The sequence below is a fragment of the Pseudomonas atagonensis genome, from assembly GCF_011369485.1.
Lineage (GTDB): Bacteria > Pseudomonadota > Gammaproteobacteria > Pseudomonadales > Pseudomonadaceae > Aquipseudomonas > Aquipseudomonas atagonensis.
Genome location: NZ_VXCA01000031.1, coordinates 30,319 through 57,221, shown reverse-complemented (window position 1 = coordinate 57,221; position 26,903 = coordinate 30,319). Strand labels below are relative to the sequence as shown.

The 26,903-nt window shown below is 59.9% G+C and carries 25 protein-coding genes; 9 read left to right on the top strand and 16 right to left on the bottom strand.

Translation table 11 applies throughout. The features are described from left to right. Positions 1-87: 87 nt before the first annotated feature. The 4 genes from F2P67_RS22090 to F2P67_RS22075 form a co-directional block, all read right to left on the bottom strand. Positions 88-633 (bottom strand): GNAT family N-acetyltransferase, encoded by a 546-nt coding sequence (locus tag F2P67_RS22090; protein ID WP_166223702.1) that lies wholly within the window; start codon positions 631-633, stop codon positions 88-90. A 53-nt stretch (positions 634-686) separates the two neighbouring features. Next, positions 687-1,160, bottom strand: coding sequence for an LEA/WHy family protein (locus tag F2P67_RS22085; RefSeq protein WP_166223699.1), 474 nt, complete (start codon positions 1,158-1,160; stop codon positions 687-689). Positions 1,161-1,227: 67 nt separating this feature from the next. Beyond that, complete coding sequence (locus tag F2P67_RS22080) at positions 1,228-2,694, bottom strand: nucleobase:cation symporter-2 family protein (protein WP_166223696.1); 1,467 nt, start codon at positions 2,692-2,694, stop codon at positions 1,228-1,230. Positions 2,695-2,975: 281 nt separating this feature from the next. Next, positions 2,976-3,869: a LysR family transcriptional regulator gene (locus tag F2P67_RS22075; protein ID WP_166223693.1), complete on the bottom strand. Its 894-nt coding sequence runs from the start codon at positions 3,867-3,869 to the stop codon at positions 2,976-2,978. Between the two features lie 99 nt (positions 3,870-3,968). On the opposite strand from F2P67_RS22075, the gene F2P67_RS22070 reads away from it, so the two are divergent. From F2P67_RS22070 to F2P67_RS22050, 5 genes are all read left to right on the top strand, one after another. Continuing rightward, positions 3,969-5,060, top strand: coding sequence for a polyamine ABC transporter substrate-binding protein (locus F2P67_RS22070; RefSeq protein WP_166223690.1), 1,092 nt, complete (start codon positions 3,969-3,971; stop codon positions 5,058-5,060). Positions 5,061-5,098: 38 nt separating this feature from the next. Next, on the top strand, positions 5,099-6,058 hold the full coding sequence (speB, locus tag F2P67_RS22065; protein ID WP_166223687.1) for an agmatinase: 960 nt from the start codon (positions 5,099-5,101) through the stop codon (positions 6,056-6,058). Between the two features lie 88 nt (positions 6,059-6,146). Further along, a complete protein-coding gene (gene zapE, locus F2P67_RS22060) occupies positions 6,147-7,265 on the top strand; it encodes a cell division protein ZapE (protein ID WP_166223684.1) in 1,119 nt (372 codons plus the stop codon). 18 nt (positions 7,266-7,283) lie between these two features. Beyond that, positions 7,284-7,865 (top strand): DinB family protein, encoded by a 582-nt coding sequence (locus F2P67_RS22055; protein ID WP_166223681.1) that lies wholly within the window; start codon positions 7,284-7,286, stop codon positions 7,863-7,865. Between the two features lie 121 nt (positions 7,866-7,986). Beyond that, complete coding sequence (locus tag F2P67_RS22050; RefSeq protein ID WP_166223678.1) at positions 7,987-8,484, top strand: GNAT family N-acetyltransferase; 498 nt, start codon at positions 7,987-7,989, stop codon at positions 8,482-8,484. A gap of 86 nt (positions 8,485-8,570) precedes the next feature. Here the strand turns inward: F2P67_RS22050 and F2P67_RS22045 are convergent, their stop codons facing one another. The 4 genes from F2P67_RS22045 to F2P67_RS22030 form a co-directional block, all read right to left on the bottom strand. Then, complete coding sequence (locus F2P67_RS22045) at positions 8,571-8,780, bottom strand: hypothetical protein (protein ID WP_166223675.1); 210 nt, start codon at positions 8,778-8,780, stop codon at positions 8,571-8,573. Between the two features lie 162 nt (positions 8,781-8,942). Continuing rightward, positions 8,943-11,189 (bottom strand): TonB-dependent siderophore receptor, encoded by a 2,247-nt coding sequence (locus tag F2P67_RS22040; protein WP_166223672.1) that lies wholly within the window; start codon positions 11,187-11,189, stop codon positions 8,943-8,945. A gap of 147 nt (positions 11,190-11,336) precedes the next feature. Then, complete coding sequence (locus tag F2P67_RS22035) at positions 11,337-13,085, bottom strand: phosphoethanolamine transferase CptA (RefSeq protein WP_166223669.1); 1,749 nt, start codon at positions 13,083-13,085, stop codon at positions 11,337-11,339. Between the two features lie 213 nt (positions 13,086-13,298). After that, complete coding sequence (locus F2P67_RS22030; RefSeq protein ID WP_103302099.1) at positions 13,299-13,481, bottom strand: DUF6026 family protein; 183 nt, start codon at positions 13,479-13,481, stop codon at positions 13,299-13,301. Positions 13,482-13,755: 274 nt separating this feature from the next. On the opposite strand from F2P67_RS22030, the gene gnd reads away from it, so the two are divergent. Genes gnd through F2P67_RS22015 form a run of 3 tightly spaced genes read left to right on the top strand, consistent with a single transcriptional unit; the run spans position 13,756 to position 17,074 of the window. Continuing rightward, positions 13,756-14,736 (top strand): phosphogluconate dehydrogenase (NAD(+)-dependent, decarboxylating), encoded by a 981-nt coding sequence (gnd, locus tag F2P67_RS22025; protein WP_166223666.1) that lies wholly within the window; start codon positions 13,756-13,758, stop codon positions 14,734-14,736. After that, positions 14,733-16,256 (top strand): glucose-6-phosphate dehydrogenase, encoded by a 1,524-nt coding sequence (gene zwf / locus F2P67_RS22020; protein ID WP_166223663.1) that lies wholly within the window; start codon positions 14,733-14,735, stop codon positions 16,254-16,256. The genes gnd and zwf overlap by 4 nt, the downstream gene beginning before the upstream one ends. Then, positions 16,253-17,074, top strand: a complete 822-nt coding sequence (locus F2P67_RS22015; RefSeq protein ID WP_166223660.1) for an HAD family hydrolase — start codon at positions 16,253-16,255, stop codon at positions 17,072-17,074. The genes zwf and F2P67_RS22015 overlap by 4 nt, the downstream gene beginning before the upstream one ends. A gap of 138 nt (positions 17,075-17,212) precedes the next feature. Here the strand turns inward: F2P67_RS22015 and nhaB are convergent, their stop codons facing one another. The 3 genes from nhaB to F2P67_RS22000 form a co-directional block, all read right to left on the bottom strand. Then, the gene (nhaB, locus tag F2P67_RS22010) at positions 17,213-18,715 is read right to left on the bottom strand and encodes a sodium/proton antiporter NhaB (protein ID WP_166223657.1); all 1,503 of its coding nucleotides are present in this window, start codon (positions 18,713-18,715) and stop codon (positions 17,213-17,215) included. Between the two features lie 74 nt (positions 18,716-18,789). Further along, a complete protein-coding gene (locus tag F2P67_RS22005; protein WP_166223654.1) occupies positions 18,790-20,079 on the bottom strand; it encodes a hypothetical protein in 1,290 nt (429 codons plus the stop codon). Between the two features lie 284 nt (positions 20,080-20,363). Beyond that, positions 20,364-20,630, bottom strand: a complete 267-nt coding sequence (locus F2P67_RS22000; RefSeq protein WP_166223651.1) for a hypothetical protein — start codon at positions 20,628-20,630, stop codon at positions 20,364-20,366. 344 nt (positions 20,631-20,974) lie between these two features. Between F2P67_RS22000 and F2P67_RS21995 the strand changes: the two genes are divergently transcribed. After that, positions 20,975-22,300 carry a sigma-54 dependent transcriptional regulator gene (locus F2P67_RS21995; RefSeq protein ID WP_166223648.1) on the top strand — a complete coding sequence of 442 codons (1,326 nt, stop codon included), beginning with the start codon at positions 20,975-20,977 and terminating at the stop codon, positions 22,298-22,300. A 65-nt stretch (positions 22,301-22,365) separates the two neighbouring features. Here the strand turns inward: F2P67_RS21995 and F2P67_RS21990 are convergent, their stop codons facing one another. The 5 genes from F2P67_RS21990 to F2P67_RS21970 all read right to left on the bottom strand — a co-directional run bounded on the left by F2P67_RS21990 (position 22,366) and on the right by F2P67_RS21970 (position 26,902). Continuing rightward, positions 22,366-23,673, bottom strand: a complete 1,308-nt coding sequence (locus F2P67_RS21990; RefSeq protein ID WP_166223646.1) for a transporter — start codon at positions 23,671-23,673, stop codon at positions 22,366-22,368. Positions 23,674-23,718: 45 nt separating this feature from the next. Further along, positions 23,719-24,465, bottom strand: a complete 747-nt coding sequence (locus F2P67_RS21985) for a hypothetical protein (RefSeq protein WP_166223643.1) — start codon at positions 24,463-24,465, stop codon at positions 23,719-23,721. A gap of 44 nt (positions 24,466-24,509) precedes the next feature. Continuing rightward, positions 24,510-25,190, bottom strand: a complete 681-nt coding sequence (locus F2P67_RS21980) for a C39 family peptidase (protein ID WP_166223640.1) — start codon at positions 25,188-25,190, stop codon at positions 24,510-24,512. A 63-nt stretch (positions 25,191-25,253) separates the two neighbouring features. Beyond that, positions 25,254-26,258, bottom strand: coding sequence for a heme utilization protein (locus F2P67_RS21975; protein WP_166223637.1), 1,005 nt, complete (start codon positions 26,256-26,258; stop codon positions 25,254-25,256). A 71-nt stretch (positions 26,259-26,329) separates the two neighbouring features. Further along, positions 26,330-26,902 (bottom strand): adhesin, encoded by a 573-nt coding sequence (locus F2P67_RS21970; protein WP_166223635.1) that lies wholly within the window; start codon positions 26,900-26,902, stop codon positions 26,330-26,332. Position 26,903: the final 1 nt, after the last annotated feature.

Below are 26,903 nucleotides of genomic sequence, written 5' to 3'. Positions count from 1 at the left end.
AGCGCTGGCGCAGTTGACGATGATGTTGACTGACACACCGCCTTCGCAAGCAAGCCCGATCCCACAAGGGATTTATGCTGTCAGGGATCAGCCGCGTTGCAGCCATTCCTCGCGGGTGATTTCCCAAATGTCCCGGGCGAAGCGCCCACCCACAAAATCGTCATCATCGCTGCGAATCAGGCGCATCCCGGCGCGTTCGGAGAGGCGGCGCGAGCCAATATTCGGCGCCGCTTTCGGTACGCGCATCACCGGGCGGGCCAATGTTACAAACCAGTAGTCTGTCACCACCGCGCAGGCTTCGCTCATCAACCCTTGGCCTTGCCAGGCCGGCGCGAGCCAGAGCCCTCGGTTGTTGTCCGGTTGATCCATCAGGCTGATATTGCCGATCAATTGCTGCGGCGCGGTTTTCAGGCGAATCGACCAGTGCCATTCCTTGCCGGCCGCCACCGCCGGCAACGCCACATCACGCAGGTAGGTGAGGGCGCCATCCTCCGGATATGGCCACGGCACGGCGGCATTCAGATAACGCACCACTTCCCAGTGTGCGAACTGTTGCTGGACGGCCTCGGCATCGGCCAGCTCCAACGCGCGCAGGATCAGCCGTTCGGTGTACAGCGTGGGTGTGTCTTCCATAAACCTGCAGCCTCCATGAATGTCTTAGATAAACGAGGCAGGCTAACGCATTTTTACCAGGTCGCGGCACTGGCTTTGGGCAGGCTCAGTTTGCCGCTGTCGACGAAGCGCATGGTGCCGAACAGGCCGCCGGCGAGTTTGCCGCGCAGCACGTAAGGCAGGTTGTCGAGGGTTTGGGTCTGGCCCAGGCCGAGGGTCTGGCGCAGCACCGAGAACGCGGAAACGCTGACCGGCACGCTGACAATGGTTTCGGAAAAACGCGGGATCGAGCCGCTCTGATCGCTCACGCCCGAGGCCAGTGAGTGGCCGTTGACCTCAAGGTCCAGGGCAATGCCGTTGTAGTCAATGGCGGTTTCGTTGGGGTTCTGCACGCGGAGCTTGATGGCGAAGCGCACTTCCAGATCCTGGCTGGGCAATGGTTCGAGGCCGACCACGTTGATGTTGACCGGATCGCGATTGGGAAACAGCGCGCAGGCGCTGAGGGACAGCAGGAGCAGGGACAGGATGACGGCGTGGACGCGGCGCATAAACAGGCTCTCGACAAAAAAGGGCTGAACCGTTGCCGGTGCAGCCCTTTTTTGCAGGCGCAGCGTTTTAACGGTTCAACTGTGCGACCGCCGCCGCTGTGGCAGGTTCAGCTTTGGCCGGCACATCGGGGTTTTCCATGACCTGAAGAATAGAAGCTTCAGGGTCGAAATCGTCTTCTTCAAGCTCGATGAATTCTTCCGGCAAGAAGATATTCAGCACGATAGCGCACAAGGCACCGACGGTGATCGGCGATTCGAAGATGTTGCGCAGCGCTTGCGGCAGCTCGCGCAGCACTTCCGGCACGGCGGCGATGCCCAGGCCCATGCCGAGCGAGATGGCGACGATGAGCATGTTGCGCCGATGCAGACCGGCCTCGGCGAGGATCTTGATCCCGGCCACGGCCACCGTACCGAACATCACCAGTTCGGCGCCGCCCAGCACCGGTTTCGGCATCAGTTGCAGCACCGCGCCGATCATCGGGAACAGCCCCAGCAGCACCAACAGACCGGCGATGAAGAAGGCCACGTAACGGCTGGCTACACCGGTGAGCTGAATCACGCCATTGTTTTGCGCGAAGGTGACCATTGGCATGCTGTTGAACACCGCCGCCATCGCCGAGTTGAGGCCATCGGCCAACAAACCGGATTTGATCCGGCGGATGTACAGCGGGCCTTTGACCGGTTGCCGGGAAATCATCGAGTTGGCGGTCAGGTCTCCGGCAGCTTCCAGCGGTGACACGAGGAAAATCACCGCCACCGGCACGAACGCCACCCAGTCGAAGTTAAAGCCGTACTTGAACGGCACTGGCACGCTGACCAGCGGCACTTCGGGCATCGAAGCGAAATCGACAGTGCCCATCAGCCACGCCACCACATAGCCCAGGGTCAGGCCGATGACAATCGCGCCCAGCCGCAGGAACGGCACGTCAACGCGGTTCAGCACAACGATGGTGCCGATCACCAGTGCGGCCAGAAATACATGGCTGGCCGCGCCCAGATCCGCCGCGCCGAAGCCGCCGGCAATGTCGGTCATCGCCACTTTGATCAGCGACAGGCCCATCAGCGTGATGATCGTGCCGGTGACCACGGGCGTGATCAGCATGCGCAATTTGCCAATGAACTGGCTCAGCACGACCTCGATGAACGCGGCGAAAAAGCACACGCCAAAAATCGTCGAGAGGATTTCATCGGTGCCGCCACCCCTGGCCTTGACCATGAAACCGGCGCTGAGAATCACGCTGATGAAGGAAAAACTGGTGCCCTGCAGGCATAAAAGCCCCGAACCCACCGGTCCGAATCGTTTGGCCTGGACGAACGTGCCGAGGCCGGAGACGAACAGCGCCATGCTGATCAGGTAGGGGATTTCGCTGTGCAAGCCGAGGGCGCCGCCCATGATCAGAGTCGGAGTGATGATGCCGACGAAGCTCGCCAGCACGTGTTGCAGGGCGGCAAACACCGTCGCCGTGAGGTGCGGGCGGTCGTTGAGGCCGTAGATCAGGTCGTTGTTGCGCGGGGCTTTTTCAGAGGCGGTCATGGTGTTTTGCGCGCCGTGAGGCGGGGCCGGGTCAGAAAATGGAGGCGCAGGATGCCGGAAGAGGACGGCGAGGGCAACGCAATAAAATTGCCTGAAAGGTCAGGTTTTATTGGGTCCTACGGCTTGGACTCAAACCACTGGCCTACGGAAAACCTGTGGCGAGGGGATTTATCCCCGTTGGACTGCGCAGCAGTCCCTGACAATCCTGCAGGCAAAAAAGCAGGGCCGCTGCACGCCCCAACGGGGATAAATCCCATCGCCACAAGTATTCAGTCTGAGCTTCAGGCAAACGCGCTGAGCAAATCCTCTTCAAACGCCATCTGCGCATCCCCCGGCACCTGTGCCCGGTGCCGGGCCAGATGAAACGCCACTTCAAAACTCAGTTGCCCCGGGCGCACCGCGCGCAGCAAGCCTTTGTCCTGCCAGCTGCGGGCATAGTGTTCCGGCAGATAACCCACGTGCTTGCCCGACAGAATGAACGTCAGCGTGCCTTCCACCTGCTCCGACCGCGCCGAACAGACCTTGCCCTGAAACGGCTCGTCACTGCGCAAAAACCGATAAGGATGGTCGACCCGGTCGCAGGCTTCGATGGCTACGTCGCTCGGCGCATCGTCATTGAACAGCGGATGGCCCGGCGCGCAGTACAGATGCTGGGTTTCGCTGAACAACTGGCGGTAATCGAAGGCGCTCTGCACCTGGGAAAAGTAACCGATCGCCAGATCCAGCCTTTGCTGCAACAGCAGCCGTTCCATTTCCCCGGGCATCGCACTGATCAACTCGATGCGCACCGATTCGTCGCGCTCGCGAAAACAGCGGATTGCCTCGGCCACCTGTTGCAGCACCGACTGATCGACGGCCTCGGAAATGCCCAGGCGAACCTCACCGATCAAGCGTCCGGCGACGCCGTTGGACTGGTGGCGAAAGGTCTCGATCGACTCGAACAGCGTGCGAACCGCGATCAGCAATTGCTCGCCCTTGGGCGTGACACTGAAACCGCCTTTGCCACGGCTGCACAGGCGATACCCGAGGCGGGTTTCCAGCTTGGCCATTTGCTGGCTGATGCTGGACTGGCTCAGGCCCAGTTCACCTTGGGCCGCACTGAAACCACCGCATTCGACCACGCGAGCGAACAGGCGCAGCAACTGCAAATCCACGTCATGGAGCTGGCCGAGCATCACATTACTCCGGGATAAAGTCAGGTTAACAATCTTGAGATTTTTCCAATGTATCCGAGCGCGCATCCTGCCGTCACTTCCTCCGGTCAGGTGTTCGTCATGGCTCCCGTGTTCAAGCTGTGTTTTCCCGCGCTGTTGTTGTCCGTGGCCATCAATGCCCAGGCCGAAGACAAAACCCTCAATCTCTACAGTTGGGCCGATTACGTGCCGCCGCAAACCCTGCAACGTTTCGAGCAGGAAACCGGCATTCACGTGCGCTACGACACGTTCGATACGTCCGAAGTACTGGAAACCAAGCTGCTCACCGGCGGCAGTGGTTACGACGTGGTGGTGCCATCGTCCAGCGTACTCGCCCGAGGGCTGGCCGCCGGTGCGCTGAAAGAAATTGCTCACGACGGCCTCAAGGGCTACGGCAACCTTGACCCCGATCTGCTGGAAAAGCTCGCCGCCGTCGACCCCGGCAACCGTTACGGCGTGCCGTACACCTGGGGCACGCTGGGGCTGGGGATGAACGTTGAAGCGGTCAGGCAACGATTGCCGGACGTGCCGCTGAACAGCCTCGATCTGCTGTTCAAACCGCAATACGCGAGCAAGCTCAAGGACTGCGGGATCGCGATTCTCGATTCGCCGCAGGAAGTCATTGGTCTGGCGCTGCATTACCTCGGCAAAGATCCCTACAGCACGGACAAGAATGACCTCGCTGCCGCCGAAGCCTTGCTGCAGAAACTGCAGCCGTCGGTGCTCTACGTCGCTACCGGGCGGCAGATCAACGACCTGGCCAGCGGCAACGTCTGCCTTGCGCTGACCTACAACGGCGACGCGAGCATGGCCGCCGACCAGGCGCGCAAGGCCAACAAACCTTACGAAGTGGCCTATCGCATTCCCAAAGAGGGCACGCTGATCTGGCAGGACAACCTCGCCATCCCCAAAGATGCACCGCACCCCGAAGCGGCGCGGGCCTTCATCGAGTTCATGCTGCGCCCCGACTCGGTGGCCGAACTGACCAACACGCTGTTTTTCGCCACCGCCAACCAGGCCGCGACGCCGCTGGTGGACGAAGCCGTGCGTAACGACCCCGACATCTATCCGCCGACCGACGTGCGCGAACGTCTCTACGCCGATCGCAGCATGAGCCTCAAGGACATGCGCCAGCGCACCCGTCTGTGGACGACGTTTCGCAGCCATCAATAACCGTCAAAACCGCCTGAACCATAACAAGGAGCACACCGATGGACGTGCCAATGACCAACGATCAAGCGATCACCCGTGACAGCCTTTACGGGACTGCCGCCGAAAGCACCTACGCCGGGATCACCAGTTTCATGCGTCGCCGTTACAGCCGAGACTTGCGTGGGGTCGATGTGGCGGTCAGCGGCGTGCCGTTCGACACGGCCACCAGCAACCGTCCCGGCGCACGCTTCGGGCCTCGGGGGATTCGCGCGGCGTCCACCGGCATTGCCTGGGAGCGTCACTGGCCGTGGACGTTCGACCCCTTCGATCATCTGGCGGTGATCGACTACGGCGACTGCGATTTCGATTACGGCTCGCCGCACATCGTCCCGGAAAGCATCGAGGCCCATGCCGAGCACATTCTCAATGCCGGCAGCGCCATGCTGACCTTCGGTGGCGACCACTTCATCACCTATCCGCTGCTTAAGGCCCATGCGCGCAAGCACGGCGCGCTGTCGCTGATCCACTTCGATGCGCACAGCGACACCTGGCCGGACGAGGACGGCAAACGGGTCGATCACGGCACCATGTTCTGGCACGCGGCACGGGAAGGGCTGGTGGATCCGGCACGCTCGGTGCAGATCGGCCTGCGCACCACCAATGACGATCACCAGGGCTTTCAGGTGCTCGACGCGCGGCAGGTGCATCGGCGCGGCTGCGAAGCCATTGTCGAGTCGATCCGGGCGCGGGTCGGGGATAACCCGGTGTACCTGACGTTCGACATCGACTGCCTCGACCCGGCATTCGCTCCGGGTACAGGGACGCCGGTGTGTGGCGGCTTGAGCACGGTGCAGGCGCTGGAGATTCTCGGCGGTTTGCGCGGCATCAATCTGGTGGGGATGGACGTGGTGGAAGTCGCCCCGGCTTACGATCATGCGGAAGTGACGTCGCTGGCAGCCGCGACACTGGCCATGGAAATGCTCTGCCTCTACGCGGCCCGACACAAAGTCGACGTCTGACACAATCGCTCCCACAAGGGATCTGCTTTTCAGGCAGATGCGGTGTGGGCTGTGTGTCGGCCGGGGGCATCGTGGCATACTGCCGCGCATGACTTTCGACTCCCCCCTCAGCGCCTGGCAGCACGCCATCGAACACGACGGTTTCGTCCAGGACGAAGCCCAGGAACATGCGGTCTGGGCGCTGCAAAAGTGTCACGAAGCCTTGCACGCCGGTGCCCGTTCGGTCACCGGCGTTTATTTATGGGGCCCGGTGGGGCGCGGCAAGACGTGGCTGATGGACCAGTTCTATCAGAGCCTGCGGGTGCCGGCCCGGCGTCAGCACTTTCATCATTTCATGGGCTGGGTGCACCAGCGCTCCTTCCAGTTGACCGGGATCGCCGATCCGCTGCGCGCGTTGGCCCGTGAATTGGCCGCCGAGGTGCGGGTGCTGTGTTTCGATGAGCTGTTCGTCAACGATATCGGGGACGCGATCGTTCTCGGCCGGCTGTTTCAGGTGATGTTCGACGAGGGCGTGGTGGTGGTCTGCACCTCCAATCTGCCGCCGGATCAGTTATACGCCGACGGCTTCAACCGTGATCGCTTCGTCCCGGCGATTGCCGCGATCAAGGCGCACATGCAGGTGGTGGCGGTGAACGGCGCCGAGGATCATCGACTGCATCCGGGTGTCGGTCAGCAACGCTACTTTGTCACTGCGCCGGATTCGGTCAGTGCGTTGCGCGAGGTGTTTGCGCGTCTGACCAACAATGAACATTCCAGCGCTGAACCCGTGCCGGTCGGCCACCGGACACTGAACGTGGTGCGCGCCAGTGAAACCGTGTTGTGGTGCCGCTACGCCGACCTGTGCGAGCAACCGTTCGCCGCCATGGATTTCATCGCGCTGTGCGACACCTACCGGGCTATTCTGTTGAGCGACGTGCCCAATCTGAGTGCGCAGAAGCGAGAAGGGCGCATTGCTCGCGGCACCGAGGACGGCGCCGTGCGCGTGGACGCCGGTGATCGCGAGTTGCCGCAGTTGTCGGTGCATGACGACGGCGTACGGCGTTTTATTGCGCTGGTGGACGAGTGTTATGACCGCAAGGTGCCGCTGTACATCGAGGCGCTGGTGCCGATGGACGCGCTGTACACCGAGGGTTATCTGGAATTCCCGTTCCGTCGCACCTTGAGCCGCCTGCAGGAGATGCAGTTGCAACGCTTCGCCGAGGTCTGAAACGAGGAGGGCGATACCATGCGCCAACCGCTGTCCCATCATTTGCTGACCATGGCCTATCAAAATGCCTGGGCCAATCATCGCCTGGCCAAGGCCTGGACTCAGCTGGACGCCACGCAACTGGCGGCGCCACGGGTGAGTTTTTTCCCCGCCATTCGCCTGACCCTCAATCACATCCTGACCTGCGACTGGTTCTACGTCGATGCACTGGAGCGCGAGCTGCGCGGTGTTGAACCACATCCCGATTGCTACGTGTTTTTCCAGCAGGACGAGCCGTTCACTGAGGCCGAACCGCTGCGCGAAGAGCAGGCACATGTCGATCGGCGGCTGATCGCCTATTGCGAACAACTGCGCGATGGCGATCTGGGCCGTATCGTCACCATCGCCCGCGACACGCCGCAGCACGACAGTCGTCTGCGCATGTTGTCGCACCTGTTCGAACACCAGATCCATCATCGCGGCCAAGTGCACGCGATGCTCAGCGGTACCTCGGTGGCGCCGCCGCAACTGGACGAGTTTTTCTGCGCGGGTGAATGCGTTTTGCGTGCGGAAGACTTCGCCGAGCTCGGCTGGACCGAAGAGCTGATCTGGGGGCACTGAGAAACCCCTGACGGAAATCTGATTGTGGAATTTGCCCAGCCGGGGTAGGTCGCGTTAAGGTCGGGGCAGCCTTTCAGTGCGCACTTTGCGCGCCGGGGTTTTTGTATGTTTGGGGATGGAAATGGATTCCGCAGAAATTCTTGTGCTTCAGGCCAGTTACACAAATCCAGTGCACGCCGAAGCGATCGGCGTGGTGCTCAATCATTACGCAGAAGACCCGATGGGTGGCGGTCACCCCATCGATCCTGAACTGCTCCGTCGGCTACCGGAAGAACTGGCCCGACGGTCATTCGCCTTCAGTGTGCTGGCGTTTGTCGGCGGTGAGCCGGCGGGGCTGGTGAATTGTTTTGAAGGCTTTTCGACGTTCGCCTGCAAACCGCTGGTCAACGTCCACGACGTGTCAGTGGTGGGCAAGTTTCGCGGACTCGGGCTGAGCCAGAAAATGCTGCGCAAGGTCGAAGAAATCGCCCGCCAGCGCGGCTGCTGCAAAATTACCCTGGAAGTGCTGGAAGGCAACGCGGTGGCGCAAAACGCCTACAGCAAATTCGGCTTTGCACCGGGCATGTTCGACCCGGATCACGGGCGCATGCTGTTCTGGATCAAGGATCTGCAGGCGTAAAAAAAGGCGCCCGAAAAGGGCGCCCAACTGTCGTCTCCAGGGCCAGAGCGGAGCCACTGGAGGTGCATCGGTTGCTCTGCAAAATGCTAGTTGCGATAAGACTCGGTCACTTGCGCGGTCTGGTCGGTCGGGACGCGAATCTCTTTCGCCTGGGTATCGTTGCCTTGCTCGCTTTGCGCGTGATGTACCGGGAAGTTAGCGAAGTAATACTGCATCCGCTCGGCGCCGCCTTCGGCGAAAGCGCTGGCGGAACCCAGGGCAAGTAGCCCGGTGAAAAGTACGGTAATGATTTTCATGGTGCCTCCTACTGAACAAGTCGGAGCCGTTCGTCCATGAAGCAGATCTCGGGGAAAAGTCTGTGCGGCGGGCATTAACTCGGGGTTAACACGCTTGAAGGGGGGCGCGCATTCCCTGTGGCGAGGCAAATCGCTCACCACAGGTTTTGTGTTGTTAAACGGTCAGAGCTTCCAGTCCAGGCTCAACGTCACCGTGCGTGGGTCGCCCCAATACACGCCGTTATAGAACCCGACATTTTCGTAATATTTCTTGTCGAACAGGTTGTCGACGTTCAGCGAAGCCGAAAGATTCTTGTCGATGGCGTAACGCGACATCAACTTGACCACCGTGTAGGCGCCTTGATGGATTTTGCTGTTCTCGGTGATGAACTCACCTTGCGCATCACGACCGACCGGGCGGTCGGAATCGCCGAACACCGCGCTTTGCCAATTCACCGCGCCGCCCACGGTCAGCGCCTGCCATTCACCCGGCAAGCGATACGCCGTCGACACCCGCAGCAGGTTCATCGGCTGGTTGGCGTTGGTGCGTTCACTTTCACCATCGACCGAGTGGGTATAGGTGTATCCGGCCGTCAGGTTCCAGCCGCTGAGCACTTCGCCGGAAACTTCGGCTTCGAAGCCATTGACCTTGTTGCCCTTGCCGCTGCTCTTGTAGAACTGCTCGCGGGTGACAGGATCCGCCGGCACGGAGTTGTCGACTTCGGCAACGTTGTCCTGCTTGCTCCAGAACACCGCTGTGGCGACGTTGAGCCGTTCTTCCAGCAGGCTGCCTTTCAGGCCTATTTCGTAGTTGCTGCCCACCACCGGATCAATGTATTTGCGGTTTTTGTCCCGCGCGCTTTGGGGTTTGAAAATGTCGGTGTAGCTGACATACGCCGTGTACTCCGGCGTCAAGTCGTAGAGCAGGCCGGCGTAGGGTGTCCACACATCGTTTTGCTGCTGGCGGGTAGTTTCGATGCTGGTCAGCTGCAGGCTTTTGTTGAAGTAGCGGTCTTCATTTTTGCCTTCCCAGCTGCCATAACGACTGCCGAGTATGGCGTGCAGTTCGTCTGTCAGGCTCAGTCGGGTGGCGATGTAGCCGGCCTTCTGCAGGGTGTTGCCGCGAGAGGCGGTCAGCCCGGTGACGGTGTCCGGGAACTTGGCGATATCGCCCATGTATTTCCAGTCGCGAATGGTCCCGTAGTTGGCCGCACGCGGGCCGTTGACGGTTTTTGGCGACCAGGTGCGGTGTTCGGCCTCCCCGTAACCGAACATCATTTCGTGCTCACGACCGAGCAGCGAGTAGGAGCCCGAGACGTTGAAGTCGTAGGCATCCATTTTCTGCGTGCCGATCATGTGTGACGTGTAGGCGACCATGCCGCTGCGATCCGCCGCGGGAAAACCCTCGCCCCCGTAGTAGACCTTGCCGTCGATGTCGCTTTGCCGGTGCGTGTAGGCCGCTTTCAACCGCCAGCCACCGGCCAGTTGCTGGTCGAGTGTGGCAAACGCGGTTTTGTCCTTCAGTGGCCATGAACTCCACGAGGTCGCCATGTTGGTCGAGCGACCGAGACCGGCCTTGCCACCCTCGGCGTTCCAGTAGGGCACAGTGCCCCATGAGGAGCCCTGAACCTGCTTGTCCTGGTAGTCATAACCGACCGCCAGCACGGTGGAGTCGCTCAGATCCGCCTCAAGAATGCCGTAGCCGACTTCACGTTGCAGCGCGTACTTGTCGCGGATCGACTGACTGTCGCGATAGGCCAGCACCGTGCGTCCGCGCAATCGCCCGTCGAAGGCCAGCGGGCCGCCAACGTCCACGTAACTGTAGTAATCGTCGTAGCTGCCGCCGCTGACACCGGCCAGCGCTTGCCATTGCGCGGTCGGGCGCTTGCGCACCATGTTGATGGTCGCCGACGGATCGCCCGCGCCGGTGGTCAGGCCGGTGGCGCCGCGTACCACTTCAATGCGGTCATAGATGATGGTGTCGGAATCGGACTTCATGCGATCGAAGGTATTGAGCATTCCGTCGATCTGGAAATTGTTGATCGAATAACCGCGCGCCGAATAACCAACCCGGTCCGAGTCCATATGCTGCACGACCACGCCGGTGGTCTGGCTCATGGCCTCGGACAATGTACCGAGCTTGAAATCATCCATCTGCTGACGCGTCACCACGGACGCCGATTGCGGGGTTTCCTTGATGGAGAGGTTGAGCCGCGTCGCGGTGCTCATGGCGCCAGTGGTGTAGGCCGCGGTGTTTTCGGTGGTGTTGCCCAACCCTTGGGCGGTGACGTTGGTCGAGGCCAGTTCCAGCGCCGGGGCGGCAGGCTCCGGCTGGGTCTCGGCGTCGTTTTCGGCCAGCAGATCAGCACTGAACGCCGCGCTGCACAGGCCAAGGGTGAGGGTCATGGAACGGGTGATGGGCGCGAACATCGCAGCCGACTCCTTGTCTTCGAGGGGAAAAATCCTTTGCTTCAAAGACGAAGGGAGGCGAATCGATTTAGTAACAAACGAGAAATATTATTATTTGGAGAAATTGCCGGGCATGAAAAAGGGGCCGGTTTCGGCCCCTTCAGGGTGTTACTGCTGCGCGACGCCAGCGGGTGCGGGGTCAGGCTTCTTCGGCTTCATCAGACTGAAGTCGATCAGCGCACGCTGTTCGGTCTTGTACGGATCACCGATCAGCAATGGACGTTGCTTGAAGCTGTCGCTGACCACGCTCTTGCTGCGGTCCAGCTCGTCGAAACTCAAACCGGCCATGTCAGCCCACGTGTGAATCAGGTGCGAGCTGCTGTACGGACGGTCGAGGTCGCCGGCGAAGTTCCAGTCATGGTTCTCCTTCCATTTCGGCGAGGCCCAGGCCATGAACGGGATGGTATACATCGGCGCCGTCGGCTTGTTTTCGTTGCGGCCCAGTGTGCTGTGGCCGACCGAGTCAAACACGTCTTCACCGTGGTCGGAGAGGTACAGCAGGAAGCCGTTCGGATCGGACTTGGCGTAATCCTTGATCAGGCTCGACACCACGAAGTCGTTGTACAGCACCGCGTTGTCGTAGCTGTTGTAGGTCGGTACCTGGTCATCACGCACGCCGGCCGGTACGCCGTTGCGATCCTGGAACTTGTCGAAAGTCGGCGGATAGCGGTACTGGTAGCTCATGTGCGTGCCGAGCAAATGTACAACGATCAACTTGCGTGGTGCGGCATCAGCCAGCGCCTTGTTGAACGGCTCGATCACGTCGCCGTCGTATTGCGCGGCGTTCTGGTTGCGGTTGTTGTTCAGGTAAACCTGCTCGTCAGCCTGCTCGGAAAAGGTCGTGAGCATGGTGTTGCGCTTGGTCATGGTCTGCTGATTGGTAATCCAGAAGGTCTTGTAGCCTGCCTGTTTCATCATGCTGACCAGCGACGGCGTCGACAGGTACAGATCCGGGTTTTCTTCGTCGGCGAAGGTCAAGACCTGCTGCAACGCCTCGATGGTGTACGGGCGAGGGGTGACGACGTTGTCGAACACCGCGAGCTGATCCTTGAGCTTGTCCAGTTCCGGCGTGGTGTTGCGCTGATAGCCGTACAGGCTCATGCGCTGACGGTTGGTCGACTCACCGATCACCAGCACCAGCGTTGAAGGTTCATTGGCTGACGCGCTTTTCAGGTTATGCAGCGGCGGGATCTTGCTCGCGCTGTGCAGCATGTCCTGCATGTCGGCCAGCGTCTCGAGATAACGGTGGTAGGCCACCGCCATTTGCCAAGGCACGGCCGGCTCGATGCGGGTTTCGAACTTCTCGAAGCCTTGCGCGAAGGTGCCCATGCGTAGCGTCTGCTTGACCAGCGGATAACCGACCACGGCAATCACGATGGCGGCGGCAGCGACCATGGCGCGGCCGCGCGGCATGTACACCGGGCGCAGGCGGGTCCACAGGAAGTAGGCGAAAGCGGTATGCGCGAGGAACGCCGGCACCATCCACCAGGCAAAGTACTGAGTCATGTACTCGCCGGCTTCGGACACGTTCGACTCGAACATGATGAAGATGACGCTCTGGGAGAATTCCTGCTGATAAATGAAGAAGTAACCCAGGCTGGCCATCGAGCAGGCCCACAACACGATGCCGATCACCGCGGCCAGCACTTTAGTGCGCTTGGGGAACAGCAGCATCGGCGCCAGCCACAGTGCGCTCATGAAGAACGCCTGGCGGAACCCGCTGAAACCGGAGGTGCCGGTGATCTGAATCAGCAGTTGGGTGATGCCGGAAAAGTACCAGAAGAACACAAAAAGCCAGAGTAGACCGGCCCAGTCGAAACCTGCCGCAGTCGTTTTGCTGCGTTTGAACAATGCCATTCGGCGCTCCAGCTGTCTCGTTACAACCACCGCCGGAACATCCATGAAGCCGACGAACAGAGGCCGCACGCGCAGGTACGGCCAGAATGGAGGCGGAGTATTACGAAGAGAATGTGAAAGTTTCGTTAGTTACCGCTTTTGTCCGTCAGGACGCGGTCAGAAGTACTGCGTGTCGGGAACCGCGTGTGCCGTTCCCGAATCAGGCGGGGGAGATCAGGCGTGCGGGTGACGCTGAACAACCGGCAGCGGCTTGGGCTGAGCGCCCAGAGTCATCGCGCGCAGTTGCGCCAGCTCCTGTTTCAATTGGTCGCGTTCGTCTTTCAACTGGCGCAATTCATCGCGACGGATTGTCACGTACAGGGTTTGTGGCGGCATTGCTGTGTGTACTGTGCCCATTGCTCACCTCGCAAATGGCGTGTCTCAACTGTAAATCGCACCTCTGTCTGAGGTGCAGACTTACTATCGGCGCCGATTTTGATTTCTTTTGCCTGTGAATGGAACTTTTTTATTTTTCATGGTCGGTGTGTCTTCGGCACGATTCAAGGCGTTATCAGTCTGGATCGGGCACAATGCCCGGAAACTTCATCCCGACGCTCTGGACTAACCTCCATTAGTCGCGTTGGGCTATAACCTTTGACACACATTTATTTGTAGTAAGGAGCATCAGCACATGCAACTCGGGATTATTGGACTGGGCCGCATGGGCGGCAATATTGCGCGGCGCCTGATGCTCAACGGGCACACCACCGTTGTTTATGACCGCAATACCGCTTTTGTCGACACCCTGGCAGCCGAGGGCTCCACAGGCGTCGCCGACCTGCCGGCACTGGTTGCAGGCCTGACCAAGCCGCGTGCCGTGTGGGTCATGCTGCCGGCCGGCGCGCCGACCGAAGACACGATCGAAACCCTGAGCACCTTGCTTGAAGCCGGCGATACCATCATCGACGGCGGCAACACCAACTATAAGGACGACATTCGCCGGGCGAAGTCTCTGGCCGAGAAAGGCCTGCACTACATCGACGTCGGCACCTCCGGTGGTGTCTGGGGTCTTGAGCGTGGCTATTGCATGATGATCGGCGGCGATGCCGAGACCGTTAAACGTCTGGACCCGCTGTTCGCCGCGCTCGCGCCGGGCATGGGCGACATCCCGCGCACCAAGGATCGCAAGTCCGACGACCACCGCGCTGAACACGGCTACATTCACGCAGGTCCCGCCGGTGCCGGTCACTTCGTCAAGATGATCCACAACGGCATCGAGTACGGCATGATGGCCGCGTTCGCCGAGGGCTTCGACATCCTCAAGACCAAGTCCAGCGAGCGCCTTCCGGAAGACCAGCGTTTCGACCTCAACGTGGCTGACATCGCCGAAGTCTGGCGTCGTGGCAGCGTGGTGTCGTCCTGGCTGCTCGACCTGACCGCCGACGCGCTGGCCAGCGATCCGAAACTCGACGGCTTCTCCGGTTCCGTCGCCGACAGCGGCGAAGGCCAATGGACCATCGAAGCGGCCATGGAACAAGCGGTGCCGGTGCCGGTGCTGTCCAACTCGCTGTTCTCGCGCTACCGCTCGCGCGGTCAGGGCACGTTCGGTGACAAGATTCTTTCGGCCCAGCGCTTCGGCTTCGGCGGCCATGTGGAGACACCGAAGAAATGACCCATACGATCCGCAGGAAATCCAAGGCAGAACCCGCACCACCGACCACGCTGTTCCTGTTCGGTGCCCACGGCGACCTGGTCAAGCGCTTGCTGATGCCGGCGCTGTACAACCTCAGTCGCGACGGCTTGCTTGACGAGAACCTGCGGATCGTTGGCGTTGACCACAACGCCATTACCGATGAAGCCTTCGCGCAAAAACTCGAAGACTTCATCCGCACCGAAGTGGCGGCGAAGGTCGGCAAGGGCGATCAGATGCTTGATCCGGCCTTGTGGGCCAAGCTCGCCAAAGGTATCAGCTACGTCCAGGGCGACTTTCTGGACGACAGCACGTATTCAGCGCTGGCGGCGAAAATCGCCGACAGCGGCACTGGCAATGCGGTGTTCTACCTGGCCACCGCGCCGCGTTTCTTCAGTGAAGTGGTGCGCCGGCTGGGCGCCGCCAAACTGCTTGAAGAAACGCCAGAAGCGTTCAGAAGGGTGGTGATCGAGAAGCCGTTCGGCTCCGATCTGCAAACCGCCGAAGCCCTGAACGCCTGTTTGCTCAAGGTGATGTCCGAGAAGCAGATCTATCGGATCGACCATTACCTGGGCAAGGAAACCGTGCAGAACATTCTGGTCAGCCGGTTCTCCAACAGCCTCTTCGAGGCCTTCTGGAACAATCACTACATCGACCACGTACAGATCACCGCCGCCGAAACCGTCGGCGTCGAAACCCGTGGCAGTTTTTACGAGCACACCGGTGCACTGCGTGACATGGTGCCAAACCACCTGTTCCAGTTGCTGGCGATGGTTGCGATGGAACCGCCGGCCGCGTTCGGCGCCGATGCGGTGCGCGGCGAGAAGGCCAAAGTGGTCGGCGCGATTCGCCCCTGGACGGTGGAAGAGGCGCGGGCCAACTCGGTGCGCGGTCAGTACGGCGCCGGTGAAGTCGGTGGCAAGTCGCTCGCCGGTTATCGCGAAGAAGCCAACGTCGCGCCGGACAGCACCACGGAAACTTACGTCGCGCTGAAGGTCATGATCGACAACTGGCGCTGGGTCGGCGTGCCGTTCTACCTGCGCACCGGCAAACGCATGAGCGTGCGCGACACCGAGATTGTCATCTGCTTCAAACCGGCGCCGTACGCGCAGTTCCGCGACACCGAAGTCGACGAGTTGCAACCGACTTACCTGCGAATCCAGATTCAGCCGAACGAGGGCATGTGGTTCGACCTGCTGGCCAAACGGCCGGGGCCGGCGTTGAACATGGCCAACATCGAGCTGGGGTTTGCCTACAAGGATTTCTTCGAGATGCAGCCATCGACCGGCTACGAGACGCTGATCTACGACTGCCTGACGGGCGATCAAACGCTGTTCCAGCGCGCCGACAACATCGAGAACGGCTGGCGTGCGGTGCAGCCGTTCCTCGACGCCTGGCAACAGGACGCGAGCGTGCAGAGCTATGCCGCCGGTGAAGATGGCCCGCAAGCCGCCGATGATCTGCTGACTCGCGATGGCCGCGTCTGGCATGGTCTCGGATGAGTGACCTGCCGAAACAACCCATCCGTTTTGTGCTGAGCGACATGGACGGCACGCTGTTACTGCCCGATCACACGCTGAGTCAGCGCACCCTCGACGCGGTGCGTGCACTGCGCGAGGCGGGCGTACTGTTCAGCCTCGCCACCGGGCGTCCGCCCAAAGCCATGCTGCAGCAGATCGAAGCCCTGGGCGTCGATTTGCCGACGGCGGCGTTCAATGGCGGCACCATCGTCAATCCGGACGGTAGTTTGCTGGTGGCGCATTACCTGCCGGCAACGACGGCGCTGATAGCGTTGGCAACCTTTGCCGATCAGCCTGACGTGGAAATCTGGGTGTTTAGCGGCGGTGACTGGCTGCTCAAGGATCCACACGGGCCGATGGTTCCACGCGAGCAGCACGGCCTCGGTTACCCGCCGGTGGTAGTGGAGAGTTTCGAACCGTACCTCGAACGCATCGACAAGATTGTCGCGACCAGCAACAACACCGATCTGCTGATCGAACTGGAGGCGCGTCTGCTGACCAAGGTCAACGGCATGGCGCAGGTTTCACGCTCGCAACCGGTGTACCTCGACGTAACGGCGCTGGAGGCCAACAAAGGCACGGCACTGTCGACCATCGCTGCGCATCTGGGCATTGCGCTGGAGCAGACGGCGGCGATTGGCGATGGCGGCAACGACCCGGCAATGTTCCGTTGCGCGGGGTTTTCAATTGCCATGGGGCAGGCGGAAGAGGCGGTGAAGCGGCAGGCCGACGTAGTGACCACGCCTAACACCGAGGATGGGGTGGCGCAGGCCATCGAGAAATACATCCTGCCGCGTTGATCAGGCCCGGAACGAAATGTGGGAGGGGGCTTGCTCCCGAATGCAGGGTGTCAGACAACATATTTGTCAATAGCACACCCCATTCGGGAGCAAGTCGAATCGTCGCACCGCCCCTCCCACTTTTTTACACGGTGTTGATCAGAGCCAGTAACTCACCGCATACCAGCCCAACAATCCCATCACAAAGGTGTACGGCAACGCCATCCACACCATCCGTCCGTACGACAGGCGCACCAGCGGTGCAATCGCCGAGGTCAGCAGAAACAGAAACGCCGCCTGACCATTGGGCGTCGCTACGCTAGGCAGGTTGGTGCCGGTGTTGATTGCGATGGCCAGGGTTTCGAAGTGTTCGCGGCTCATGTGCCCGGCGAGGAACGCCTGCTTCACTTCGGTGATGTAAATCGTCGCAACGAAGACGTTGTCGCTGATCGCCGACAGCAGGCCATTGGCGATGAACAACATGCCCGGTTGTTGCTCGACCGGCAGCGCCAGCACCCACTGGATCAGCGGCGCGAACAATTGCTGGTCATGAATTACCGCCACCACCGCGAAGAACACCACCAGTAGGGCGGTGAAGGGCATGGCGTCCTTGAAGGCGCTGCCGAGGCGATGTTCGTCGGTGATCCCGGTAAACGCGGTAATCAGCACAATCACCATCAGACCGATCAGGCCTACTTCGGCGAGGTGAAACGCCAGGCAACCAATCAGGATCAGCGCAGCGGCCCCTTGCACCAGCAGCGCGGCGCGTTGACGCGGGGTTCGTTCGGCGCTGTCTTCATCGGCGTAGTTGGCCAGCACGGCGCGGACGTTGTCCGGCAGCAGCGTGCCGTAGCCGAACCAGCGCAGTTTCTCCAGCAGCACACAAGTGACCAGACCAGCCGCGAGTACCGGCAGCGAAACCGGCGCGACTTTCTGGAAAAACTCGCCGAAATGCCAGCCCATTTCATGTCCGATCAACAGGTTTTGCGGTTCGCCTACCAGCGTGCACACGCCGCCGAGCGCTGTGCCCACGGCACCGTGCATCAGCAGGCTGCGCAAAAAGGCGCGGAATTTTTCCAGATCATCATGGTGCAGCGTCGGCAGATGCTGGTCGTCGCCATATTCGCTGTCCTGGCGCGGATCGTTGCCCGAGGCGACGCGGTGATACACCGAGTAGAAACCGACGGCCGCGCTGATGATCACCGCTGTCACGGTCAGGGCATCGAGAAACGCCGACAGAAACGCCGACAGAAAGCAGAACATCAGCGCCAGAATGGCCTTTGACCGGACGCCGAGCAGCAGGCGCGAGAACAGGAACAGCAGCAAGTCCTTCATGAAGTAGATGCCGGCGACCATGAACATCAGCAGCAAAATCACCGGGAAGTTGTGCACCAACTCATCGTAGAGCGCTTGCGGCGTGGTCATCTTCAGCAACAGCGCTTCGATCAGCAGCAGGCCGCCGGGCATCAGCGGGTAGCATTTGAGGGCCATGGCCAGAGTGAAGATGAACTCGATCACCAGTAACCAGCCGGCCGCGACCGGGCCGACAGTGAGCAGCACCACCGCATTGAGTATAAGAAAACCGATAATGCACGCCTTGTACCAGCGCGGGGAGTTTCCGAGAAAGTTGTGCGCGAACGCCTGCGCCATTGAACCGGACATCGGTTGCTCCTTGTCTTAAGAAGCGCGCAAGTTGCCGCAAGCGTGGAGGAAGATCAAGTGTCGGGCGCGGAACTTCAGGGGTTCAGATACCGCGCCACCATCGCCCGGTAATTACCATCCAGTGAAAAACCACCCACCAGAATCGCGCCATCCGCTTGCAGGGCGACAGAGTTGGCAGTGTCGAGGCTGCGGCCCAGGCGGGTGCGCAGCCAGCCGTTGCCATCGCCGAAACCATGGTCGAGACCACCATTGTGCAAGTAGCGAGCGACGATAAAGTCCGCCTCGACCCCGCCAATGGTGGCGCCCACGGCGATCATGCGCCCGTCCGTCATTCGTTGGGCGGCGCTCCACTGGCAACCGCTGGGGCCGATTTCCAGCCGTTGTGCCAGGCCCTGATGGCTGTGCAAGTCGGGTCGACCGTTGCCGTGCACGTTGAACGTCATGCAGCGAATCGGGTCGCGGCTGCTGCCGAAACAATGCAGGTTCCCTGAAGATTCGACGACCTGGCTGACCTGCGTACTTTTGCCATCGGCTTTGAAGGCCATGAACCCGTCCACCGCGAAGCGCTCGTCGAGACGGCCGTCCGGCAGGTAGCGCGCCAGCAGGCCTTCCTGCGGAAAGTCGATGGAACCGCCGACGACAATCCGCCCGTCCTCTTGCAACAACAAGGTGCTGAGCCAGGTGTTGAGCAGCAGATGGCGAACCATGACAAAGCCGCGGCCGTTGAATGTCTCATCGAGACGGCCATCGGGTTTGAGGCGGATCAGCATGCCGACGTGATCGGCCAGTTCGAATTGGTGGTTGGCGATCAACAGGATGCTTGCGTCCTCCTGCACGGCGAAGGCACAGGCTTCGGCACCCGGCACACCCGGTGGCAGCCACGTATCGCGCCTGCCCACGGACAGATGGCCCGGCAGGCGCACGACTTGCCGGCCATTGTCGCCAAATGTCAGATCTGGCCGTCCTTGAGGATCGAAGCGGGCGAGGGCGGGCAGGGTGTGATGGGCGCTTTCATAATGCAGGCCGGCCAGCAGAATATTGCCATCGGCCAGTACCGAGACCTTGCCGCCCGAAGCTTCGAACCCGCCAGCAAAGGTGCCGATCACGCTGCCCTGATCACCGAAACCAAGATCGGCGGAACCGTCGGCGAGCAATCGTGCCAGGCCAAAACGACTGCCCTTGGCAGTGCCGACTTTGGCGGCGACCAACACGCGCCCTTGGTGATCGAGGGCGACATCTTGCGCCATGCTCGACAGACTGCCGGCGAAGTACACCTGTGCGATGCCGGTGCGGGCGAAGGTTTTATCGAGTTGTGCGCTGCACTTGAACGGCTTTCCAAGTGCCAGGGCATTCGGGCTGAGCATGCACGCGTCTCCTTGCGAGTAACCAGAACCCGGGAAGCCGGGCGGGTAACTGCATGAGCGGAACATTCAATCCCTGAAAGACGGGAAGTACAACTGTTAGAACTAACAGGCGGAGGGTCACACCGTGCCACAACAGTGTCTTTTTGAACCAGTCGCAAGCCTGCCAAGCACTTAGGCTTGAATGCCTTGCTGAAAGTTGTACAAAAGTTTGGAAGATATAACAGACGGAGCAACTAAGCTGGATAGGGCGGACGACGTTAATGTCGTCCGCATGGCCCGGCTTATCAGTGCGGCATCGACCAGTTTTGCAGCGCGTGACCTTCTTCGCTCAGTTCGGCGCGAGCCTGTTGCAGCACTTGTTCAAGTTGCGCCGGATCGGAATAGGTGCTGCTTGGAATCTGTTTGCGGCCAATGTGGCTATTGGTCCGGTCGATCACGGTGAGGTTCAGTTCGCCATTGCCGTCTTGTGGCGCCCAGGCCACGCATTGAAAGGGTTTAAAGGCGTGGTTGGCAATCAAAAGAGCTTCGTTGATACGGAGCGGGGCGGTCATGGGGTCTTCTCTCTATAGTGCCCAATCAAGTGATGTACCGTCGGTTGGGCTTACCGTTCGGCTGGTTACTTGTACTGATGCACGCAACCCCGATACAGGTCACACACGAAACAAAGAAATTTCTGTTTTCTTTCAAATAGCGGTTTTTTCGAGAGGTTGTGAAAGCTTGGTGAAAGAAAATAGTCGATAGCTTACTAACAACTTCGTTTCTTATAACTTGTTCACTTGTATACCTATAAGCAATTGATACAAGGCGCCGTCAAATTCTTGCTAATGTTACAGCCAGGTCTGCCAAATGACTGTTTTTACGATCATTTCCTATAATTTGGCGCCAAGGAACAGTCATGAGCGAAGCGCCTGCGTTAAGACGTTTATTGGTCGTCGACCCGTGTGACGACTGTCACCGCCTGCTGCCCGGTTTGCGCGCAGTCGGCTGGGATGTCGACAGCTGTACCCTGGAAAACGCCGCCGACCGTTCTTGTGACGTCGGCTTGCTGCGTTTGCAGCCTTTTCACCTTGAGCGCCCCGAAGCCGTCAAGGAACTGATCAGTCGCAGCGGCACCGAATGGATTGCCGTGCTCAATCAGGAAGTCTTGCGCCTGCAGAACGTCGGTGACTTCGTCTGCGAATGGTTTTTCGATTTTCACACCTTGCCGTTCGACGTCTCGCGGGTGCAAGTCACCCTCGGGCGGGCGTTCGGCATGGCGCGCCTGCGTGGCCAGGGCACGATTCACGTCGACCAGCCCGAGCACGAACTGTTGGGCGATAGCAAACCGATCCGTGAGCTGCGCAAACTGCTGAGCAAATTGGCGCCGACCGAATCACCGGTGCTGATTCGCGGTGAAAGCGGCACCGGTAAAGAACTGGTGGCGCGCACGTTGCACCGCCAGTCCCAACGCCACAGCAAACCGTTCGTCGCGATCAATTGCGGGGCAATCCCTGAACATCTGATCCAGTCCGAACTGTTCGGGCATGAGAAAGGTGCGTTTACCGGCGCCCACCAACGCAAGGTCGGGCGGATTGAAGCGGCCAACGGCGGCACGCTGTTTCTCGATGAAATCGGTGATTTGCCGCTGGAGCTGCAAGCCAATCTGCTGCGCTTTCTTCAGGAAAAACACATTGAGCGGGTGGGCGGCAGTCAGCCGATTCCCGTTGATGTGCGGGTATTGGCGGCGACTCACGTTGATCTTGAAGCCGCCATCGAGAAGAAACGCTTTCGTGAAGACTTGTATTACCGGCTCAATGTCTTGCAAGTAGTGACCGCGCCATTGCGCGAGCGCCACGGCGATCTGTCGATGCTGGCCAACCATTTTTCCCACTTCTACAGCCATGAAACCGGGCGTCGTCCGCGCAGTTTCAGTGAAGATGCGCTGATTGCGATGGGCAAGCACGACTGGCCGGGCAACGTGCGAGAACTGGCCAACCGCGTACGACGCGGCCTGGTGCTGGCCGAAGGACGGCAGATTGAAGCGCGGGATCTGGGCCTGATCAGTCAACATTCGATCGCTGCGCCCATGGGCACCCTTGAGGATTACAAAACCCGCGCCGAACGTCAGGCGCTGTGCGATGTGTTGAACCGGCACAGCGATAACCTCAGCGTCGCCGCGAAAGTTCTCGGCGTTTCCCGGCCGACGTTTTACCGATTGCTGCACAAGCACCAGATCCGCTAGGGCGCGGCGATATGCAAAAGGCCCGCTGCGAGGGGATCGCAGCGGGCCTTTTGTTTTCCCGATGGTTAGAAGTAGTACGGGAATTTCAGGCTGAAGGAAAAGTCCGGCGCGTCGTCGGTCAGACCGATCGACAGGTTGGGCACGATGGTCAGGTTGTCGGTGGCCGCAATGGTCATGCCGACGTTGAAGTAACCGGCGTTGGCGTCGCTGGACACCACCGATTGCCAATCGCCACCGTCCTGCTTCAGCTTGCTTTTGCGCTGCACCAGGTCAGACATCGAGAACGACATACTCATCTTCTCGTTCAGGGCGAAAGCGATACCGGCGCCAATCTGGAAGCTGTCGCCGATGCGTACTTTGCCCGGGTTCTTCTGGTTGACGGTCGAACTGATGTCGTCGAACGATTCTTCAAGGTTGTGGGTGTACGACAGGCTGCCGAACAGCACGGCCGGGTCATACGTCTTGACCAGCGAGATCCCCGGCGTGATCGACCAGACGCCGTTGCCGGTTGGCAGGGTGTCAGGCACGAACAGGTTGGAGTTGGCGTCAGTCTGGCGCAGCTTGATGCCGAACGGATCCTTGCCGGTTGGCGCCTTGACCCGCAACGTGACCACGGCGTCCGGTGTGTTGACCGATTCGTCGAGGAACTTGTAGGCAATGCCGAAGTTGACGTCGCCAATGGTCGGATCGCGAGTCACGTCCTGCTCGGTGGTGACGTTGGACGCACCGCCGTTGCCGCCGCCCGACTGGTAAGTCGAGTCGCGGTAGACCACCGGCACGTTCAGGTCGAACTGCCAGCGATTGTCAAAGTTGTAGCGTCCGGTCAGATCCAGAGTCCAGGTATCAGCCTTGATCCGGTCAAGGTTGATGTTGCCGAGGAAGATCGAGTCCAGCGCCAGGAAACCGTTGAGGATCAGCTGGCGCGTGTCGTAACGCGAGTAAGTGATGCCGGTTTCAAAGCTGAATTTGCCCCCGCCGAAGAAGCCGCTGGCCTCGTCGTACAGGTTGGACACACTCTGCGCCGGTTGTGAATCGTCGGCCAGAGACTGGCCATAAGAAGCTCCACTGCCCCCGGCTGCGCCCCCCGACGCTGCTGCGGCCCCGGTACCGGTGGCCACTTTGGGATTGCCTTTGAGATCGGCTGGCGACTTGGCCAGACGCTTGGGTTGCGGTGCTGCCGGTTGATCCTCAACCTGGCGGACTCGTTGTTCGAGGACCGCCAGGGCTTTTTGTTGTACTTCGTATCGTTGCTTCAGCTCCAAGAGTTCCTGTTTCAAAGCTTCTACATCTGCGTCAGGTGCTGCTTGCAGCATTGCTGCCGGTAGAAGAGTACTCAGACATACAGCGGCACGCAGTGATACTGATCGATACATGAATAAGCCGTCCCTTTAAGCCCAATGATCGAGACTCAGCGTAGTTCAATATCCGATATTGCGTAGTGCCCTGAGTTGGGTCAGGTTGCAGTCCAGTGCGCCGGCACTCATGCCGTTATTGTTCAACACAACGTTGAGTTGGGTCATGTTGTTGACCACGTTCGCGCTGCCCAGCAAACGGGTGTTCTGCAACAGCCCGCCCTGGGCGACTTGTTGCAGGGAAGTACCCTGATTGCCAGAGGCCTGAATGGCCATTTGCACGCCGCTGCCGCTGGCCGACACGGCGACGCTGCCGGCGGCGTTGCTGCCACCGATGGTTTGCCCGGCCATCAAAGCCTGGCCTTGAGCCGGCACCAGCGCCGGCGCCTTGCTGGCCTCCGAGACGTTGATGGCGACGTTGTTGTAAGCCGAGTTGGCATCGCCCGCGGCGCGTACGCTTTGAGTCACGCCCTGGCTACTGTTGAGTGCTGCACCACCGGTGATGGTGCCGGTTCCGGCTGCCAAGGCATTGCCGTTGCCGGTTTCCTTGATGGTTTGCACGTAGAATTCGGGTTTGACCGTGGCGGCCTGAAGTTGCATCGAGGTCGCAGCCCCGATCAGATCGCCACTGGCGTTGCGCCAGGTGCTGCTCATGACAATGCCGAAGCTGATGATTCGCCCCGGCATCACGTAACGACCGCGGAGTTCGGACAGTTCCTGGTCCTTTATTTCAATAGGCTTGAATCCTGCATTGGCATAACCCGACACGCTCGCTGCCAGGCAGGCGGCGGCCAGCCAGTATGAGGTTTTCATCTGCTGCTCCCGGGACATCCAGCCCCATTCTTTATAATCGGCGATTAAAAGAAGTCGCTCTGTATGAACCCGAAGTCCATCAATTCAGCGTCTTTGACCGGGTTGAAGGTATCCAGCTTGTTCTTCGCCGTGAGGGGCGTCGGCGGGCTGCGCAATGCATTGGTTTTGTCATAACCGGGGCCGACGATGGCGAAGACAATGCCGTTCCAACCTTTGACAAAGTCATCATGGGCGTAGCGTTTGTGGCCTAAAACCGGGTCAGCGATATAAACCCAATCCTTGTCCGAACGCTGCAGCACCACGAAGTGCTTGTAGCCGCGAATCTCCATCAGTACCACCACCGGGATCGTGACCGCGTCGAGTTTTTCCGACGGAATCTTGTATCCCCTGGCGCGCATGCCGATGCTTTCTATGTAGCGCTTCATGTCGAGCATGGAAAAACCTTGAGTACGAACAAGGTCCTGGTCAGCGTTGACCAGCATGCCTTTGATGATGTGCTCTTCATCGACGTCGAGCCAATAAGCCTGGCGTAACACCGTGGCCAGTGCGGCAGCGCCGCAGCTGAAATCGGTTTTCTGTTCGACGATGTCGGAAAACTTGCGTTCACGAATGCTTTGCACGTGTTTGTAGACGAGTATGCCGCCGGGAAGGGCAGCCACTGGCATCTGCGCGGCCTGAGTCAGGCCAGACAGGCAAAGCAGAGCGAAAAGGGCAGTCTTACGCATGATCGATACGCCTTTGCGGACTGAGGAAAAGCCCCGTTTCCGGGGCTTTCGTTTCGATCGCGATTACATGCAGGCTTTGCAACCTGCAGCGATGGACAGCGAGTTGCTTTGTTGGTTGCCAACACCAGCGGCGTTGTTGTAACCAGCGTTACCCGAGAAGTTGTTACCAACATTGGAGATCGATGCGTTGTTGGTCACAGGGTTTTTCCAGCCGTCAGGAGTCATCACTTGTTGAGTGGTCACACCTGCCAGACCGAAGACACCCACTGCTTCGAAGGTAGCTTTTTGATCTTTGCCGCCGCCGCTTCCGCCGTGGCCACGATCGTTGTTGCCATAACCGCCACCGCCGTGACCGTGATCGTCATCTTTGATGGTAGCTTCACCCACGGCGCCGAACACGCCGACGGCGGCAACAGTGCCAGTAAGGGTGTCTTTTTTGTAGGTTTGAGTGCCGTAGTTAGACACAGTCAGGCCAGTGGAGCTTTGGTTCGCAGCAGCAGCGGCGTTAGCTACACGACCACCCGATACAGCAATGGCCAAGTTGTTTTTCTGTTGGTTGAAGTTACCGGCACTGTTATTCACGCCAATGTTGCCGGAACCTCCGTTACCCACGTTGTTGAGGTTGGCGTTGTTGGTGGTGGAGTAGTTCGCAACAGCGTTGTTGTTGTTGACCTGAGTCGCGCTGGAAACCGACACCGCAGAGCCGAAGATGAAGCTTTCGTCGGCTGTTGCCAGAGCGGCGGCGTTGTCCTGCTGGTTGCCATCGCCGGCGGTGTTGTTCATGCCAACGTTGCCGTTGGTGCCGTTGGCCGAGTCGCGGACGGAGGCATCATTTTTGGTGCCTTGGTTGCCGACCAGGTTGCCATCGCTGTTTTGCGTGTCGAGTACGGCAGCCCCGGCGCCAGCGCCGATTTGCAGCAGTTGTTCCAGGGTAGGGCCTTTTGGTTCATGGTTGCCGTGCCCGTTACCATGACCGTGATCGTCGTCACGGCCGCCAGCCTGTGCTGCGATTGCCATCACTGCTGCAAGTGCGAAAACCAGTGGTTTGAGAGCCATTGTAGGTTTCATGGTGTTTCTCCATCGTGCTTATTAGTTGGTTAAGTGTTGGTACTTTCTAATTGCACTGCTTTTTGTTTGGGTCAGTCTGCGACCCGGATGCTCAGGGTGTTAGCCATGCGGTTCCCCACCCCGGCACTCTGGTTCACCTGAATCACCCCTCGGCTGCCGGTGAAGGCCTGATCACTTGTCGTGATCTGGCGACTGCCGGTTGAGGTGCCAGTTGCTCCTGAGCTCGGTAAAAGCGCCACGTTCTGTTGCGACAGGGCGCTGTCGTCAACGCTCTGCGGGGCAGCACTGATGCTGACGCGCGTCACGTTGGCCATCTGGTTGTTGGCGCCGGCACCCTGGTTCACACCGAGGATCCCGTTGCCATTACTGAAAGAGTTGCCGCCGATCGTGGCGCTGGCATTTGTCGACGGATTGGCCGGAGTGTCGATCTTCTGCCGGACAATGGTGGTCGCGCTGGCCGAGGTGCCGATGGCGATGGCTTTGGTGTTGGTCTGTTGCATCTGGTCGCCGGCGGCCTGGTTGACGTTGTAGTTGCCGTGGTACTGGATGCCGGTCTCCTGAATGTTCGCGTTGTTCACTGAGCTGGGATCGGCTATCGCGCTGGCGCAGCCGAAGAGGGCAAGCAGGAGCAGGGAGCGATTCATC

Coding starts and splice junctions, on each gene's coding strand:
- F2P67_RS21995 (WP_166223648.1), top strand. CDS start 20,975: ATGAGCGAAGCGCCTGCGTTAAGACGTTTATTGGTCGTCGACCCGTGT.
- F2P67_RS22050 (WP_166223678.1), top strand. CDS start 7,987: ATGGATTCCGCAGAAATTCTTGTGCTTCAGGCCAGTTACACAAATCCA.
- gnd (WP_166223666.1), top strand. CDS start 13,756: ATGCAACTCGGGATTATTGGACTGGGCCGCATGGGCGGCAATATTGCG.
- F2P67_RS21970 (WP_166223635.1), bottom strand. CDS start 26,902: ATGAATCGCTCCCTGCTCCTGCTTGCCCTCTTCGGCTGCGCCAGCGCG.
- F2P67_RS22045 (WP_166223675.1), bottom strand. CDS start 8,780: ATGAAAATCATTACCGTACTTTTCACCGGGCTACTTGCCCTGGGTTCC.
- F2P67_RS22000 (WP_166223651.1), bottom strand. CDS start 20,630: ATGACCGCCCCGCTCCGTATCAACGAAGCTCTTTTGATTGCCAACCAC.
- F2P67_RS22085 (WP_166223699.1), bottom strand. CDS start 1,160: ATGCGCCGCGTCCACGCCGTCATCCTGTCCCTGCTCCTGCTGTCCCTC.
- speB (WP_166223687.1), top strand. CDS start 5,099: ATGGACGTGCCAATGACCAACGATCAAGCGATCACCCGTGACAGCCTT.
- F2P67_RS22055 (WP_166223681.1), top strand. CDS start 7,284: ATGCGCCAACCGCTGTCCCATCATTTGCTGACCATGGCCTATCAAAAT.
- F2P67_RS22075 (WP_166223693.1), bottom strand. CDS start 3,869: ATGCTCGGCCAGCTCCATGACGTGGATTTGCAGTTGCTGCGCCTGTTC.
- zapE (WP_166223684.1), top strand. CDS start 6,147: ATGACTTTCGACTCCCCCCTCAGCGCCTGGCAGCACGCCATCGAACAC.
- F2P67_RS22080 (WP_166223696.1), bottom strand. CDS start 2,694: ATGACCGCCTCTGAAAAAGCCCCGCGCAACAACGACCTGATCTACGGC.
- F2P67_RS22040 (WP_166223672.1), bottom strand. CDS start 11,189: ATGTTCGCGCCCATCACCCGTTCCATGACCCTCACCCTTGGCCTGTGC.
- nhaB (WP_166223657.1), bottom strand. CDS start 18,715: ATGTCCGGTTCAATGGCGCAGGCGTTCGCGCACAACTTTCTCGGAAAC.
- F2P67_RS22035 (WP_166223669.1), bottom strand. CDS start 13,085: ATGGCATTGTTCAAACGCAGCAAAACGACTGCGGCAGGTTTCGACTGG.
- F2P67_RS21985 (WP_166223643.1), bottom strand. CDS start 24,465: ATGAAAACCTCATACTGGCTGGCCGCCGCCTGCCTGGCAGCGAGCGTG.
- F2P67_RS21975 (WP_166223637.1), bottom strand. CDS start 26,258: ATGAAACCTACAATGGCTCTCAAACCACTGGTTTTCGCACTTGCAGCA.
- F2P67_RS21980 (WP_166223640.1), bottom strand. CDS start 25,190: ATGCGTAAGACTGCCCTTTTCGCTCTGCTTTGCCTGTCTGGCCTGACT.
- F2P67_RS22015 (WP_166223660.1), top strand. CDS start 16,253: ATGAGTGACCTGCCGAAACAACCCATCCGTTTTGTGCTGAGCGACATG.
- F2P67_RS22070 (WP_166223690.1), top strand. CDS start 3,969: ATGGCTCCCGTGTTCAAGCTGTGTTTTCCCGCGCTGTTGTTGTCCGTG.
- F2P67_RS22005 (WP_166223654.1), bottom strand. CDS start 20,079: ATGCTCAGCCCGAATGCCCTGGCACTTGGAAAGCCGTTCAAGTGCAGC.
- zwf (WP_166223663.1), top strand. CDS start 14,733: ATGACCCATACGATCCGCAGGAAATCCAAGGCAGAACCCGCACCACCG.
- F2P67_RS22030 (WP_103302099.1), bottom strand. CDS start 13,481: ATGGGCACAGTACACACAGCAATGCCGCCACAAACCCTGTACGTGACA.
- F2P67_RS21990 (WP_166223646.1), bottom strand. CDS start 23,673: ATGTATCGATCAGTATCACTGCGTGCCGCTGTATGTCTGAGTACTCTT.
- F2P67_RS22090 (WP_166223702.1), bottom strand. CDS start 633: ATGGAAGACACACCCACGCTGTACACCGAACGGCTGATCCTGCGCGCG.